Raw genomic sequence first — 14,875 nt, forward strand, 5'->3', positions numbered from 1 at the left:
CGTTTCTGGAGTTACACCATGGCTGTTCAACGTACTTTCTCCATCATCAAGCCTGACGCCGTTGCTAAAAACGTGATCGGCAAGATCGTTTCCCGTTTCGAAGAAGCTGGCCTGCGCGTTGTAGCTTCGAAAATGAAGCAACTGTCGAAAGCCGAAGCTGAAGGCTTCTACGCTGAGCACAGCGAGCGCGGTTTCTTCGGTGACCTGGTTGCTTTCATGACCTCCGGTCCGGTTGTTGTTCAGGTTCTGGAAGGTGAAAACGCTATCGCTCGCAACCGTGAGCTGATGGGCGCTACCAACCCTAAAGAAGCTGCTGCCGGTACCATCCGTGCTGACTTCGCTGAATCCATCGACGCTAACGCTGTACACGGTTCGGACTCCGAAGCCGCTGCTGCTCGCGAAATCGCATACTTCTTCGCAGCTACTGAAGTAACCACTCGCTAAGCATTGGCTTAAGAGTGAAGGTGAATCCATGACTACATCGACTGTTAAAACCAACCTGCTGGGTCTGACTCAACAGGAAATGGAAAAATTCTTCGACTCAATCGGGGAGAAGCGTTTCCGTGCCGGTCAGGTAATGAAATGGATTCACCACTTTGGCGTCGATGATTTCGACGCCATGACGAATGTCAGCAAGGCCCTGCGCGAGAAGCTCAAGGCTGTTGCCGAGGTTCGCGGTCCGGAAGTGGTCAGCGAGGACATCTCCAGCGACGGTACCCGTAAGTGGGTCGTGCGCGTGGCGTCCGGCAGCTGCGTCGAGACCGTATACATTCCCCAGGGCAAGCGCGGCACTTTGTGCGTTTCGTCCCAGGCAGGCTGTGCCCTGGATTGCAGTTTCTGCTCCACCGGCAAGCAAGGCTTCAACAGCAACCTCACCGCCGCCGAAGTGATCGGCCAGGTGTGGATTGCCAACAAATCTTTTGGCAGCGTCCCGGCGACCGTCGACCGTGCCATCACCAACGTGGTGATGATGGGCATGGGTGAGCCGCTGCTGAACTTCGACAACGTCATTGCCGCCATGCATCTGATGATGGATGACCTGGGCTATGGCATTTCCAAGCGCCGAGTGACCCTGTCCACCTCGGGCGTGGTGCCGATGATCGATGAGCTGTCCAAGCACATCGACGTCTCCCTGGCGTTGTCCCTGCACGCACCGAATGACGCATTGCGTAACCAATTGGTGCCGATCAACAAGAAGTATCCGCTTAAGATGCTGCTCGAGTCGTGCCAGCGCTACATGTCGTCCCTGGGCGAAAAGCGCGTGCTGACCATCGAGTACACCTTGCTCAAGGACGTTAACGACAAGGTCGAGCACGCGGTCGAGATGATCGAGTTGCTGAAGAACATTCCGTGCAAGATCAACCTGATTCCGTTCAACCCGTTCCCGCATTCCGGGTACGAGCGACCGAGCAACAACGCCATTCGCCGGTTCCAGGATCAGCTACATCACGCCGGTTTCAACGTCACTGTCCGCACCACCCGTGGTGAAGACATCGACGCGGCCTGTGGTCAATTGGTAGGGCAGGTGCTGGATCGCACCCGTCGCAGCGAACGTTATATCGCCGTGCGCGAGTTGAGCGCCGACAACGATATGGCGCAGAACGCCGCGAACAACAACTAAGAGAGGATCTCTATGTCCCTGCGCTTTGCGCTGCTTTTGCTGTTGGCCAGCCTGTGTGCTGGTTGTGTTCTTTCGGGCGATTACAATCCCATGAAGACCAGCAAGGGCCGTGATGAAGCGCGTGAGGCCTATGTGCAGCTCGGGATCGGCTATTTGCAGCAGGGCATGACCGAGCGAGCGAAAATACCGCTGAAGAAAGCGCTGGAGCTGGATGACGCGGACCCGGACGCCAACGCGGCGCTGGGCCTGGTATTCCAGGCTGAAATGGAACCGGAACTGGCCGACCAGCATTTTCGCAAGGCGCTGTCGTCCCGCCCCGCCGATGCGCGAATCCTCAATAACTACGGCAGTTTTCTTTTCGAGCAGAAACGCTACAAGGACGCCTATGAGCGCTTTGAGCAGGCTGCGGCCGATACGCTGTATCCTGAGCGTTCGCGTGTGTTCGAGAACCTTGGCATGACGGCTTCGATGCTCGGTCAGCGTGATTTGGCCCAGCAGCAACTGGAGAAAGCCCTGCGCTTGAACCATCAGCAGCCTCGTGCATTGCTGGAAATGGCTGAGTTGTCTTACGAAGACAGGCATTATGTGCCCGCGCGTGACTATTACGACCGTTTTAGCCTGCTCGCCGAGCAAAATGCACGTAGTCTATTGCTCGGCGTTCGACTGGCAAAAGTGTTTGAAGATCGCGACAAGGCCGCCAGTGCGGGCCTGCAACTTAAACGACTCTATCCCGGTACACCGGAATATCAGCAATACCTGTCGGAGCAATGATGAAAGCGGCGCATCCCGAAGTTGTAGCAGCGAATCGCGTGAATCCCGGTGAGACCCTGCGCCAGGCCCGCGAAAGCAATGGCTGGTCGCTGGCCGAAGTGGCCCTCAAGCTCAACCTCACCGTCAATTCCCTGAGTAATCTGGAAGCCGGCGCTTTCGACAAGCTGCCCGGGCATACCTTTGCTCGCGGCTATATTCGCGCCTATGCCAAGTTGTTGGGGATGGATCAGGCCGTTCTGGTCCAGCAGTTCGACCAGTCCACCGGCACCGACTCCCAGGGCAGTAACGTTCACAGCCTGGGTCGCATCGAAGAGCCAGTCCGTGTTTCCCACACCATCTTGCGAATTGTCAGTCTGCTGTTGCTGATCGCAGTGATTGGCGGCGGTTTTGTCTGGTGGCAGGATCAGACTTCGATGCATACCAAGGATCTGGTCAGTCTGAGCCCGGAGCACGTGGAAGTCGAAGGCGCTGACGGCACCACCCAGATTCATCCACTGGACGAGCCGGAAGACCAGGCCGTCGCGCAAGGCCAGGCTGAAGGCGCAACCGCGCTTGCGTTGCCGCAGGCCGATACGTCGGCGCCAGCACCGGCCGAGGCTCAAGCGACCGCACCTGCGGTAGCGCCGGCCACACCTGCGCCAGCTGCACCTGTGCACGCCACGGCTCCGGTTGTTGTCACTCCTGCGACCCCGGCGCCGGCAGTGCCCGCCGTACCAGCTCCTACCGTGACCGCGCCGAACGTCCCAAGCACCCCGGCGCCTGCAGCTCCAGCGGTTGCCCCGGTCGCCGGCCAGGGCCAGGTTCAACTGCAATTCACGGCCGATTGCTGGACGCAAGTGAGCGATGGCACCGGCAAGGTGTTGTTGAGCGGCCTCAAGCGTAAAGGCGATAGCGTTTCCGTCAGCGGCAAACCGCCGTTTTCCGTACGCCTGGGCTACGCCCGTGGCGCTCAGGTGAGCTACAACGGCCAGCCAGTTGATGTTGCTCCATTCACCAGTGGCGAGACTGCTCGCCTGAAGTTGGGTCAATAAGTCATGCACGGCGAATCTCCAATCAAACGTCGCGAATCGCGCAAGATCTGGGTCGGTAACGTACCGGTTGGCGGTGATGCGCCAATCGCTGTGCAGAGCATGACCAACAGCGACACCAATGACGTCGCGGCCACCGTTGCACAGATCAATCGTCTGGAAGCAGCCGGTGTCGACATCGTGCGGGTTTCGGTGCCGGACATGGACGCTGCCGAGGCCTTCGGCAAAATCAAGCAACTGGTCAAGGTGCCGTTGGTTGCCGATATCCATTTCGACTACCGTATCGCGCTGCGTGTCGCCGAGCTGGGCGTTGACTGCCTGCGGATCAACCCGGGCAACATCGGCCGCGAAGATCGCGTGCGTGCCGTGGTCGATGCCGCCCGTGATCGCGGAATTCCGATTCGCATCGGCGTAAACGCCGGTTCCCTGGAAAAAGACCTGCAGAAAAAATACGGCGAGCCGACGCCCGCAGCACTGGTTGAGTCTGCCTTGCGCCACGTTGAACACCTCGAACGCCTGAATTTCCAGGACTTCAAGGTCAGCGTGAAAGCGTCCGATGTGTTCATGGCCGTCGAAGCCTACCGCCTGTTGGCCAAGGAAATCGTCCAGCCGTTGCACCTGGGGATCACCGAAGCGGGTGGTTTGCGTTCCGGCACAGTGAAATCTGCCGTGGGCCTCGGTATGCTGCTCGCCGAAGGGATTGGCGATACTATTCGCATCTCGTTGGCGGCTGATCCGGTCGAGGAAGTGAAAGTCGGCTACGACATTCTCAAATCCCTGCACTTGCGTTCCCGTGGCATCAACTTCATCGCCTGCCCGAGCTGCTCGCGGCAGAACTTCGATGTGGTTAAAACCATGAACGAGCTGGAAGGGCGTCTTGAAGACCTGCTGGTGCCGTTGGATGTTGCGGTCATCGGTTGCGTGGTCAACGGGCCCGGTGAAGCCAAGGAAGCCCATATCGGCTTGACCGGCGGCACGCCAAACCTGATTTACATCGACGGCAAGCCGTCGCAGAAACTGACGAATGACAATCTCGTGGATGAGCTCGAACGCTTGATCCGCGAGAAAGCGGCCGAAAAGGTCGAAGCTGACGCTGCCGTCATTGCGCGTGGCTGAGTCCGACCCAAGAGCCGAACGGAATTTAAGGATCTAATGTGAGCAAGTCTCTGCAAGCCATTCGTGGCATGAACGACATCCTGCCCGAACAGACCCCGCTGTGGCGTCACTTCGAGGGCACCGTTTCGCGTCTGCTGGATAACTACGGCTACAAGCAGATCCGCATGCCGATCGTCGAGTTCACCGAGCTGTTCAAACGCTCCATCGGTGAAGTGACCGACATCGTCGAAAAAGAGATGTACACCTTCGACGACCGTAACGGCGACTCCCTGACCCTGCGTCCGGAAGGCACGGCAGCCTGTGTGCGTGCGGTGCTCGAGCACGGCATCACCGGTGGTGGCCAGGTGCAGAAGCTGTGGTACATCGGTCCGATGTTCCGCCACGAGCGTCCGCAGAAAGGCCGTTATCGTCAGTTCCACCAGATTGGCGTCGAGGTGTTCAACCTCGATGGTCCGGACATCGATGCCGAACTGATCGTGCTCACCTGGCGCCTGTGGGGCGAGCTGGGTATCCGTGACGCGGTCAAGCTCGAGCTCAACAGCCTGGGCACCAGCGAGTCCCGTGGCCGTTATCGCGAAGCACTGGTCGAGTTCCTGTCCGCTCACCTGGACAAGCTGGACGAAGACAGCCAGCGTCGCCTCAAGACCAACCCGCTGCGCGTGCTCGATACCAAGAACGCCGAGACACAAGCGATCCTGGTCGATGCGCCGAAAATGGCCGACTACCTGGACGAAGAGTCCCGCGTGCACTTCGAGGGCCTGAAGGCTCGCCTGGACGCCGCCGGCATTCCTTACGTGATCAACCCGAAGCTGGTTCGCGGGCTGGATTACTACAGCAAGACCGTTTTCGAATGGGTCACCGACAAACTCGGCGCCCAGGGCACCGTGTGTGCGGGCGGTCGTTACGACGGTCTGGTCGAGCAGATGGGCGGCAAGCCGACGGCGGGCGTTGGTTTTGCAATGGGCATCGAGCGTCTGGTCCTGTTGCTGGAAACCCTGGAGCAGATTCCGGAAGAGATCTCCCGCCAGGTCGACGTCTACCTCTGCGCCTTCGGTGAAGCCGCCGAGCTGGCTGGCTTGGCGTTGAGCGAGCGGGTTCGTGATCAGTTGCCCAACCTGCGCCTGCAAGTGAATGCCGGTGCCGGCAGCTTCAAAAGCCAGTTCAAGAAAGCCGACAAGAGCGGTGCGCTGTATGCACTGATCCTCGGTGACGACGAGATGGCCCAGCAAGTGGTAGGTTTCAAACCCCTGCGTGGCCAGGGCGAACAACAAAGCATTGCCTGGGATGCGCTTGCTGCACACCTGGCCACCTGCATCGTGCAGGGTTGAAGCTGTCTAAACAGCCGATTTAGCGATTAAGGAGTATTGGGGTGTCGAGTACCGAAGACGAACAGCTGGCGGATTTGAAGGACTGGTGGTCACGCAACGGCAAGCCCCTGGTTACTGGTGGCCTGTTGGCGCTGGTCATCGTGTTCGGCTGGCAAGCCTTTCACAAGTATCAGAGCAATCAGTCGCAAGGCGCCTCAATGCTCTATCAGCAATTGCTGGAAACCACGCTGACGCCTGACGGCAAGCCTGATGCGGCCCGTGTCTCGGACCTGGCTGCCAAGCTCAACAGTGAATTCGGCGGTAGCGCCTACGCGCAGTACGGCAGCCTGTTCGTGGCGAAAGTCGCCGTCGACAGCGGCAAGCTGGATGACGCAGCCACCGAACTGAAAGCCATCGTTGCCAAACCGGCCAATCCGGCACTGGGCGAAATCGCCCGTCAGCGCCTGGCTCAGGTGCTGGCCGCGCAGAACAAGACCGATGAAGCCCTGAAACTGCTTGAAGGCGATGCCGACAAAGCGTTCCTGGCCACGCGTGAAGAACTCAAGGGCGACCTGCTGGTGCAGTTGGGTCGTACCGATGAAGCGTACGCGGCGTATCAAAAAGCCAAGGCGGCACTGTCGGATGAAGCGGCGGTCGGTGGCCTACAAATCAAGCTGGACGACCTGGCTAAAGGGGATGCGTGACGTGATCCGTTGGAAACATGCAGCATTGCTGGCTCTGGCCTTGTTGGCCGCGGGTTGCAGCAGCAACAGCAAGAAAGAATTGCCACCGGCCGAATTGACCGACTTCAAAGAAGAAGTGGTTCTGAAAAAGCAGTGGAGCCGTTCGATCGGTGACGGTCAGGGCGAAACCTACAACATGCTGGTTCCGGCGATCGATGGCGATACCATTTATGCCGCCGATGTCACTGGTGTAGTGATTGCGATGGATCGCCACACCGGCGACGTCAAATGGAAGAAAGATCTCGAACTGCCTGTTTCCGGCGCTGTTGGCGTGGGTTACGGTCTGCTGACGATCGGTACGCTCAAGGGTGAAATCGTTGCCCTGGACGCCATCAACGGCGAAGAGAAATGGCACGCTCGCGTGTCCAGCGAAGTGCTCGCACCGCCGGCCAACAACGGTGATGTGGTTGTGGTCCAGACTCAGGACGACCGTCTGATCGGTCTGGATGCCACAACCGGCAGCCAGCGCTGGTTGTATGACAGCACCCCGGCGGTACTCACCCTGCGTGGCACCAGTGCCCCGATCGTGACCAACCGCCTCGCGGTGGCTGGTCTGTCGACCGGTAAAGTGGTCGCTCTCGACATTTCCAACGGTGTGCCGGTTTGGGAGCAGCGTGTAGCGATCCCGCAGGGCCGTTCGGAGCTGGAGCGCGTGGTCGACATCGACGGCGGCTTGCTGTTGTCCGGCGAGACGATCTACGTCGCGAGCTACCAGGGGCGCGTTGCTGCGCTAGACCTGCAAAGCGGTCGCCAGCTGTGGCAGCGTGATGCTTCCAGCTATGCTGGTGTTGCCCAGGGCTTCGGCAGTCTCTACGTGAGTCTGTCTTCGGGCACTGTCGAAGGCGTCGACGAGCGTTCCACCACGGCCTTGTGGAGCAACGATTCGTTGGCTCGTCGTCAGCTGTCGGCTCCTGAAGTGTTCTCCAGCTACGTTGCAGTGGGTGACCTGGAAGGTTACCTGCACCTGCTGAGTCAGGTGGACGGTCGTTTTGTCGGCCGCGAGCGCATCGACAGCGACGGCCTGCGTGCCCGTCCGCTGGTGGTGGGTGACACGATTTATGTATATGGCAACAGCGGCAAACTGGAAGCCCTGACCATTAAGTAACGGTTTGACTATGCTTGGGGTTAACCCCCCAGGCTGCTTCACTTGTAGGGGCGAGCCTGCTCGCGATGGACGTCAACGATTACGTTTTCTGTCTGAAAAAACGCGGTGTTTTTGCGTTTTTCGCGAACAGTCCGCTCCTACAGTGATTGCCCCGAGCACCAGCCGCTGCCTCGCAGCGGCTTTTGTATTTTCTGAAATAACGAAGTGGAGAGCCGCATGGTTCCCGTAATCGCCCTGGTGGGCCGACCGAACGTCGGCAAGTCCACCTTGTTCAACCGCCTGACCAGGACTCGTGACGCCATTGTCGGCGACTTGTCCGGTCTGACCCGTGATCGCCAATACGGTGAGGCCAAGTGGCAAGGGCGTTCCTACATTCTGGTCGACACCGGCGGTATCTCCGGTGACGAGCATGGTATGGACGAAAAAATGGCCGAGCAGTCGCTGCTGGCCATCGAAGAAGCGGATGTTGTGTTGTTTCTGGTAGATGCCAAGGCCGGTTTTACCGCCGCCGACCAGATGATCGCCGAGCATTTGCGCAAACGTAACAAGCGTTCCTACGTGGTTGCCAACAAGGTCGACAACATCGACCCTGAAATGGCCCGCGCCGAATTCGCTCCGTTGGGCATGGGCCACGCGATTCCAATCGCGGGAGCTCACGGCCGAGGCATCACCCAGATGCTGGAAATCGCCCTGAGCGAATTCCCGAAAGACGAAGAAGAGCCGGAAGAAGGCGAGGAAGAGGAAGTCGCCGAGGGCGAAGAAGCCAAGCGCATTCCTGGTCCGAGCGAAAAAGACGGGATCAAGATCGCGATCATCGGTCGCCCGAACGTGGGCAAGTCGACCCTGGTCAACCGCATGCTCGGTGAAGACCGGGTCATCGTCTATGACCAGCCCGGCACCACTCGCGACAGTATCTACATCCCGTTCGAGCGTAACGACGAGAAGTACACGCTGATCGACACCGCCGGGGTGCGCAAGCGCGGCAAGATCCACGAAGAAGTCGAAAAGTTCTCCGTGGTCAAAACCCTGCAAGCGATCAAAGACGCCAACGTGGTGATCTTCGTGATGGACGCCCGCGAAGGCGTGGTCGATCACGACCTCAACCTGCTGGGCTTTGCCCTTGAAGCCGGTCGTGCGCTGGTCATCGCGATCAACAAGTGGGACGGCATGACGCCGAGCGAGCGCGACTTCGTGAAAGTCGAGCTGCAACGTCGTCTGTTCTTCGTCGACTTCGCCGACATCCACTTCATCTCGGCGCTGCACGGCACCGGCGTGGGCAACCTCTACGCGTCGGTACAGAACTCGTTCAAGTCTGCGGTCACTCGCTGGCCAACCAACCGCCTGACCCAGATTCTGGAAGACGCGGTCGGTGAGCATGCGCCACCGATGGTGAACAACCGTCGGATCAAGCTGCGTTATGCCCACCTGGGTGGCGCGAACCCGCCGATCATCGTGATTCACGGTAACCAGATCGAAAAGGTGCCGAAGTCCTACGTCCGTTACCTGGAAAACACTTACCGTCGTGTGCTCAAGCTGGTCGGTACGCCGATCCGCATCGAGTTCAAGGGCGGCGAGAACCCGTACGAAGGCAACAAGAACTCGCTCACCGACCGTCAGGTCAACAAGAAGCGTCGTTTGATGTCGCACCACAAGAAAGCCGACAAGAAGCGCCGCGACAAGCGCTAAGGCAGCCCTGAGTTACACGCTGCAAGCTTCAAGTCAAAACCAAAAAGGGGCCTGTTAAGGGCCCTTTTTTGTGCCTGATGGTTTGAGGCTTGACCGCTTGCGGCTTGTCGCTTGAAACTTGCAGCTCACCTGCAGGGGCCCACCGATGATCACCAGTAAGCTGCCGAATGTCGGCATCACTATTTTCACTCAGATGTCTCAGCTCGCGGCGCAGACCGGGGCGATCAACCTGTCCCAGGGTTTTCCCGATTTCGATGCCCCGCAAGCCCTTTGCGACGCGGTTGGCCGGCATATTGCCAATGGCCACAACCAGTATTCGCCGATGACCGGTTTGCCTGCGCTACGTCAGCAGATCGCGGCCAAGATCGCCCGTAGCTATGGCGTCAACATCGATGCCGACAACGAAGTGACCGTCACTCCCGGCGCGACCCAGGCGATTTTCTGCGCCATCCAGGCCGTTATCCACAACGGTGACGAAGTCATCGTGTTCGATCCGGCTTATGACAGTTACGAGCCTTCGGTTGAGTTGGCGGGTGGTCGTTGTGTTCACGTACAGCTGAGGCTGGACGATTTCAGCATCGACTTCGACAAGCTCGCCGCTGCGCTGAGCCCGCGTACGCGAATGATCATTCTCAATACCCCGCACAACCCCAGCGGTGCCTTGATCAGCCGCGCCGAGCTGGATCAGTTGGCGGCGTTGATCCGTGATCGCGACATCTACCTCGTCAGCGATGAGGTCTACGAACACCTTGTGTACGACAGCGTGCCACACGTCAGCGTGCTGGCCCATGAAGAGCTGTATCAGCGTGCATTCGTGGTCAGCTCATTCGGCAAGACTTATCACGTCACCGGCTGGAAAACCGGTTATGTCGTCGCGCCGCCGGCCCTGACTGCAGAGCTGCGCAAGGTGCATCAGTACGTCAGTTTCTGCGGTGTTACGCCACTGCAATACGCCTTGGCCGATTACATGGCCGAGCATCCGGAGCACATCGAAGAGCTGCCGGGTTTCTATCAGGCCAAGCGTGATCTGTTCTGCGATTTGCTCGCACCGTCGCGTTTCAGTTTCACCCGGGTGACCGGCACTTATTTTCAGCTGGTCGATTACTCGCAGATCCGTCCGGACCTCAATGACGTCGAAATGGCCTTGTGGATGACCCGCGAACATGGTGTGGCAAGTATTCCGATCTCGGTGTTCTACCAGACGCCACCCGAAGGCCAGCGCCTGGTGCGACTGTGCTTTGCCAAACGTGAGGAGACCCTGCGTGAAGCAGCGGAAAAACTATGCGTGATCTGAGTGTGCTTGCGAATCTGAACATCGCACTGATCCAGACTTCCCTGGCCTGGCATGACCGCAAGGCCAACCTGGAGCATTTCGAATCGCTGCTGGAACAGGCCCAGGGTGCAGACCTTATTATCCTGCCAGAGATGTTCACCACCGGGTTCTCGATGGAATCCGAGACCCTCGCTGAAGCGGAAAACGGCCCTACCAGCAAATGGCTGCGGGTTCAGGCGGCGAAGTTCGACGCGGTGATCACGGGCAGCGTCATCATTCAGGCGGCCGATGGCAGCCATCGCAATCGCCTGTTGTGGGCGCGGCCGGACGGTGAGGTGTTGCACTATGACAAGCGCCATCTGTTCCGCATGGCGGGTGAACATCACCACTACACCCCCGGCGAGCGTCAGGTGCAGTTCGAACTCAAGGGCTGGCGCGTGCGGCCGTTGATTTGCTACGACCTGCGCTTCCCGGTGTGGAGTCGCGATGCCCAGGACACTGACTTGTTGCTATACACCGCCAACTGGCCGGGTGCACGACGCCAGCACTGGAACCGCTTGCTGCCGGCGCGGGCCATCGAAAACCTGTGCTACGTGGCGGCGGTGAATCGTGTCGGTACGGACGGCAAAGGCTTCGCGTATACCGGTGACAGCCAGGTGCTGGATTTCCAGGGTGAGACACTGCTCAGTGCCGGTGAGGCTGACGGGGTGTTCAAGGTGGTACTCGATGCGGCGGAACTGGCGGCGTATCGCACGCGGTTTCCGGCGAATCTGGATGCCGATACTTTCGAGTTCACCTGAGTTCGTCGTCGCCTGACCTGGCCCCTTCGCGGGCTTGCCCGCGAAGGGACCGGTTCAGACAGCACAAAACCAGCAGGTAAAAAAAAGGCCCCGAGGTTCGCACCCCGGGGCCTTTTGCATGACAGCGTAGGCTTACGCCGCTTTCGCTTCCGGCTGGCTCAGGGAGCGGTTCAGCGCGCTGAACAGGGCCTTGAAGCTGGCGGTGGTGATGTTTTCGTCGATGCCGACGCCATGCACCGCACGCTCGCCATTCACCCGCAGTTCAATGTAGGCCGCTGCCTTGGCATTGGTGCCCGCGCCGATGGCGTGCTCGTTGTAGTCCATGATTTCCACGGGGACTGGCAAACCGGCCACCAGGGCTTCCAGGGCACCATTGCCCTTGCCGCGCCAATGCAGGTTGGTTTCGCCCTGGCCTTGGCTGGCGACTTCCACTTCGACGGCGCTGTGGCCGTTTTCTTCCTGCAGGCGATGGCTGACCAGCGCGTACGGGGTATTGGCTTGCAAGTACTCGCTGTGCAGCAGGGCGTGGATCTGTTGGGCCGTCATTTCGAGGCCCAGGCGATCGGTCTCACGCTGCACGACCTGGCTGAACTCGATCTGCATGCGACGCGGCAGGCTGATGCCGTATTCCTGTTCCAGCAGGTAGGCGATACCGCCCTTGCCCGACTGGCTGTTGACGCGGATGACCGCTTCGTAGCTGCGGCCGATGTCGGCCGGGTCGATCGGCAAGTACGGTACTTCCCACAGGGCGTCCGGTTTCTGCTGGGCGAAGCCCTTGCGGATGGCATCCTGGTGGGAGCCGGAGAACGCCGTGTGGACCAGGTCGCCGACGTACGGGTGACGCGGGTGCACCTGGATCTGGTTGCATTCTTCGACGACTTTGCGCACGCCGTCGATGTCGGAGAAGTCCAGTTGAGGGTCGAGACCCTGGGTGTACATGTTCAGGGCGACGGTCACCAGGTCAACGTTACCGGTGCGCTCGCCGTTGCCGAACAGGCAGCCTTCGACGCGGTCGGCGCCGGCCATCAGGCCCAGTTCGGTGGCGGCCACGCCGGTGCCACGGTCGTTGTGGGTGTGCAGGCTGATGATCACGCTGTCACGACGGTTGATGTGACGGCCGAACCATTCGATCTGGTCGGCATAGATGTTCGGGGTCGCGCATTCCACGGTGGCCGGCAGATTGAGGATCATCTTGTGCTCGGGCGTCGGGTTCCAGACTTCGATCACCGCGTCGCAGACTTCCTTGGCGAACTCCAGTTCGGTGGCGCTGAAGGTTTCCGGCGAGTATTCGAAGGTCCACTCGGTGTCCGGCTGCATGGCCGCGTATTTGACGAACAGCTTGGCGGCGTTCACGGCGATGGCCTTGACGCCGTCCTTGTCCTGATTGAAGACAATCCGGCGGAAGGAAGGGGAGGTCGCGTTGTACAGGTGAACGATGGCTTTCTTCGCCCCGCGCAGGGATTCGAAGGTACGCTCGATCAGGTCTTCACGGCCCTGGGTCAGCACCTGGATGGTGGTGTCGTCCGGGATGTGGTTGCCTTCGATCAGGGTGCGCACGAAGTCGAAGTCGGTTTGCGAAGCGGCCGGGAACGATGCTTCGATTTCTTTCACGCCCACCTGCACCAGGGTTTTCCAGAAGCGCAGCTTCTTGACGGCGTCCATCGGCTCGATCAGCGACTGGTTGCCGTCACGCAGGTCGGAACTGCACCAGATCGGCGCGGCAGTGATGGTTTTCGACGGCCAGGTACGGTCCGGGATGTCGATGGTCGGGAACGCGCGGTATTTCGAAGACGGGTCTTTGAGCATGCTCATCGGAGTAATCCTTATTGTGTGGGCCGAAAAAAGGCGGCCAGCCGGTGGATCAAATATTTTTGGGGTAAGGCGTGAGACGAGGCACCGCGATCAGCCCGGCAGTCGTGCACTGACAAGGCACAGGCTGCGGTGCTGGCGAAGCTGAATGAGGGTGTGAGGAGTTTTCATGCCTTCAACCCTAACCGCGGGGGAGAAAGATGGCAAGCAGTCGAAAAAAATTGAGAGGAATACTCGTGTCTATGTATTTATCGAGATTTTATTGTGCTGAATGGTGCTGTTTGTTCAGTTGCTTGCGCAGGGTTTGAGTGATGCGCAATCGAGGATTTTGGCATCGGGCCGTGCCCGTGCAGCTATGCTTATGGCCTCGACTGACAAGCAGGAGTCGGCGATGAACGAGTCCGATTGGAAGCTCTATTGCGTGCTGCGTCCGGTCGCCCATGAGCGGATGTGTGTGCGGATCATGGCGGATGTCGAAAAGACAGTGCTGGATAAAAACCTCTCACCTTATGAGCGGATTGAGGCGAGCGAGGAATTGCTCCAGGCCGGTCAAAAGGAGTTGTACTGGGCGTTTGGGGTGTTCAGGTTTTCGCGGCATGAAGCGCGTTCTCACTTGCTCGGGCTATGCGCCCGTGAGCTGGTCACGGCTGAAGAGCTGACCGGGTTCTCGGAGGAAACCCGGGAATGGATCAAGCACTGCCTGGCCGACCGGGAAGCCCACGGGATAGAGGACCTGGACGCTGAGTAAGCGGCGCCGGTGATGCCCTCATCGCGAGCGGACCAACCGCAGACTTAAGGCTGAAACGCCCCGATGAAAATCGCCGGATCTACCCGCGCGTCGTTCAGGCTGACGTTCCAGTGCATATGCGGCCCGGTCGCCCGACCGGTCGAGCCGACCTTGCCGACCACATCACCACGCGCCAATGGCTGACCGACCTTCACGTCGATTTTCGACATGTGGCAGAACATGCTGATGAAGCCTTGGCCATGGTCGACAAACACGGTGTTGCCGTTGAAGAAGTAATTGCCGATCAGAATCACCTTGCCAGCGGCCGGGGTCTTGATCGGTGTGCCGGCTGGCACTGCGAAGTCCAGGCCTGCGTGGGGATTGCGCTCTTCACCGTTGAAGAACCGGCGCACCCCGAACTTGCTCGACAGCGGCCCGTTGACCGGTTTGTCCAACAGCAGGTTGCTGGGGGTATTCGGGCTGAACGTGCGATAGGCGGCAATCTGCTCTGCCAGCTCGCGTTCTATGCGCTTGAGATTCTCCGGGTCAGGGTTGACCTGCTGCGTGTTCTTCAAGGTGATGCGTTGTTCCGGGTATTTTTTCTGGCCCACGGTGAAGCTCAGCGTACGGCCGCCGCTGCTGATGGACTGGGCGCCCGGTTTAACAGTCAGCGGTACGCCGACGATGGCCAGCCAATTGTTCTGCTCCTTGACCACCAGTACCGGTTTGCCCTGATAGCTGGCTTTCGGCGCTTGCGCTGGGGTGCCCAGATCCACCACCGCGACGCCGCCCGGCACCGGTTTGTTCAACAGGCGGGTGATATAGCTGTCGGCGTGGGCGTTCAGGGTCAGGCACAGCAATAGCAAAGAAGCTAAAAGGCGCGGCATGG

14 protein-coding genes are annotated in these 14,875 nt (G+C 59.4%); 12 read left to right on the forward strand and 2 right to left on the reverse strand.

What is annotated here, in order from left to right:
* Window positions 1-18: 18 nt before the first annotated feature.
* The 11 genes from ndk (at window position 19) to ACX3YD_RS21255 (ending at window position 11,450) form a co-directional block, all read left to right on the forward strand.
* Window positions 19-444 (forward strand): nucleoside-diphosphate kinase, encoded by a 426-nt coding sequence (gene ndk, locus ACX3YD_RS21205; protein WP_047538089.1) that lies wholly within the window; start codon window positions 19-21, stop codon window positions 442-444.
* A gap of 28 nt (window positions 445-472) precedes the next feature.
* On the forward strand, window positions 473-1,621 hold the full coding sequence (rlmN, locus tag ACX3YD_RS21210) for a dual-specificity RNA methyltransferase RlmN (protein ID WP_047538092.1): 1,149 nt from the start codon (window positions 473-475) through the stop codon (window positions 1,619-1,621).
* 12 nt (window positions 1,622-1,633) lie between these two features.
* The gene (gene pilW, locus ACX3YD_RS21215; protein ID WP_458960915.1) at window positions 1,634-2,392 is read left to right on the forward strand and encodes a type IV pilus biogenesis/stability protein PilW; all 759 of its coding nucleotides are present in this window, start codon (window positions 1,634-1,636) and stop codon (window positions 2,390-2,392) included.
* Complete coding sequence (locus ACX3YD_RS21220; RefSeq protein ID WP_458960916.1) at window positions 2,392-3,423, forward strand: RodZ domain-containing protein; 1,032 nt, start codon at window positions 2,392-2,394, stop codon at window positions 3,421-3,423. Before pilW ends, ACX3YD_RS21220 begins: the two co-directional genes overlap by 1 nt.
* A 3-nt stretch (window positions 3,424-3,426) precedes the next feature.
* Window positions 3,427-4,536 carry a flavodoxin-dependent (E)-4-hydroxy-3-methylbut-2-enyl-diphosphate synthase gene (gene ispG / locus ACX3YD_RS21225; protein WP_020795607.1) on the forward strand — a complete coding sequence of 370 codons (1,110 nt, stop codon included), beginning with the start codon at window positions 3,427-3,429 and terminating at the stop codon, window positions 4,534-4,536.
* A gap of 38 nt (window positions 4,537-4,574) precedes the next feature.
* Complete coding sequence (gene hisS / locus ACX3YD_RS21230; protein ID WP_103405821.1) at window positions 4,575-5,864, forward strand: histidine--tRNA ligase; 1,290 nt, start codon at window positions 4,575-4,577, stop codon at window positions 5,862-5,864.
* Between the two features lie 41 nt (window positions 5,865-5,905).
* Window positions 5,906-6,547, forward strand: a complete 642-nt coding sequence (locus tag ACX3YD_RS21235; protein ID WP_090467297.1) for a tetratricopeptide repeat protein — start codon at window positions 5,906-5,908, stop codon at window positions 6,545-6,547.
* Window positions 6,540-7,691 carry an outer membrane protein assembly factor BamB gene (gene bamB / locus ACX3YD_RS21240; protein WP_103405820.1) on the forward strand — a complete coding sequence of 384 codons (1,152 nt, stop codon included), beginning with the start codon at window positions 6,540-6,542 and terminating at the stop codon, window positions 7,689-7,691. The genes ACX3YD_RS21235 and bamB overlap by 8 nt, the downstream gene beginning before the upstream one ends.
* Before the next feature lie 216 nt (window positions 7,692-7,907).
* Complete coding sequence (gene der, locus ACX3YD_RS21245; protein WP_103405819.1) at window positions 7,908-9,377, forward strand: ribosome biogenesis GTPase Der; 1,470 nt, start codon at window positions 7,908-7,910, stop codon at window positions 9,375-9,377.
* Between the two features lie 145 nt (window positions 9,378-9,522).
* Window positions 9,523-10,671, forward strand: a complete 1,149-nt coding sequence (locus ACX3YD_RS21250; RefSeq protein ID WP_458960917.1) for a pyridoxal phosphate-dependent aminotransferase — start codon at window positions 9,523-9,525, stop codon at window positions 10,669-10,671.
* A complete protein-coding gene (locus ACX3YD_RS21255; RefSeq protein ID WP_103405817.1) occupies window positions 10,659-11,450 on the forward strand; it encodes an amidohydrolase in 792 nt (263 codons plus the stop codon). Before ACX3YD_RS21250 ends, ACX3YD_RS21255 begins: the two co-directional genes overlap by 13 nt.
* A 132-nt stretch (window positions 11,451-11,582) precedes the next feature.
* On the opposite strand, the gene leuA is transcribed toward ACX3YD_RS21255, so the two are convergent.
* Window positions 11,583-13,262, reverse strand: a complete 1,680-nt coding sequence (gene leuA, locus ACX3YD_RS21260; RefSeq protein WP_047538113.1) for a 2-isopropylmalate synthase — start codon at window positions 13,260-13,262, stop codon at window positions 11,583-11,585.
* A gap of 388 nt (window positions 13,263-13,650) precedes the next feature.
* Between leuA and ACX3YD_RS21265 the strand changes: the two genes are divergently transcribed.
* Window positions 13,651-14,007, forward strand: a complete 357-nt coding sequence (locus ACX3YD_RS21265) for a hypothetical protein (RefSeq protein ID WP_047539337.1) — start codon at window positions 13,651-13,653, stop codon at window positions 14,005-14,007.
* A 44-nt stretch (window positions 14,008-14,051) separates the two neighbouring features.
* Here ACX3YD_RS21265 and ACX3YD_RS21270 read toward each other — a convergent pair whose 3' ends face one another.
* On the reverse strand, window positions 14,052-14,873 hold the full coding sequence (locus tag ACX3YD_RS21270; protein ID WP_458960918.1) for a peptidoglycan DD-metalloendopeptidase family protein: 822 nt from the start codon (window positions 14,871-14,873) through the stop codon (window positions 14,052-14,054).
* Between the last annotated feature and the right edge of the window lie 2 nt (window positions 14,874-14,875).

Source organism: Pseudomonas fluorescens group sp. PF-1, from assembly GCF_054481335.1.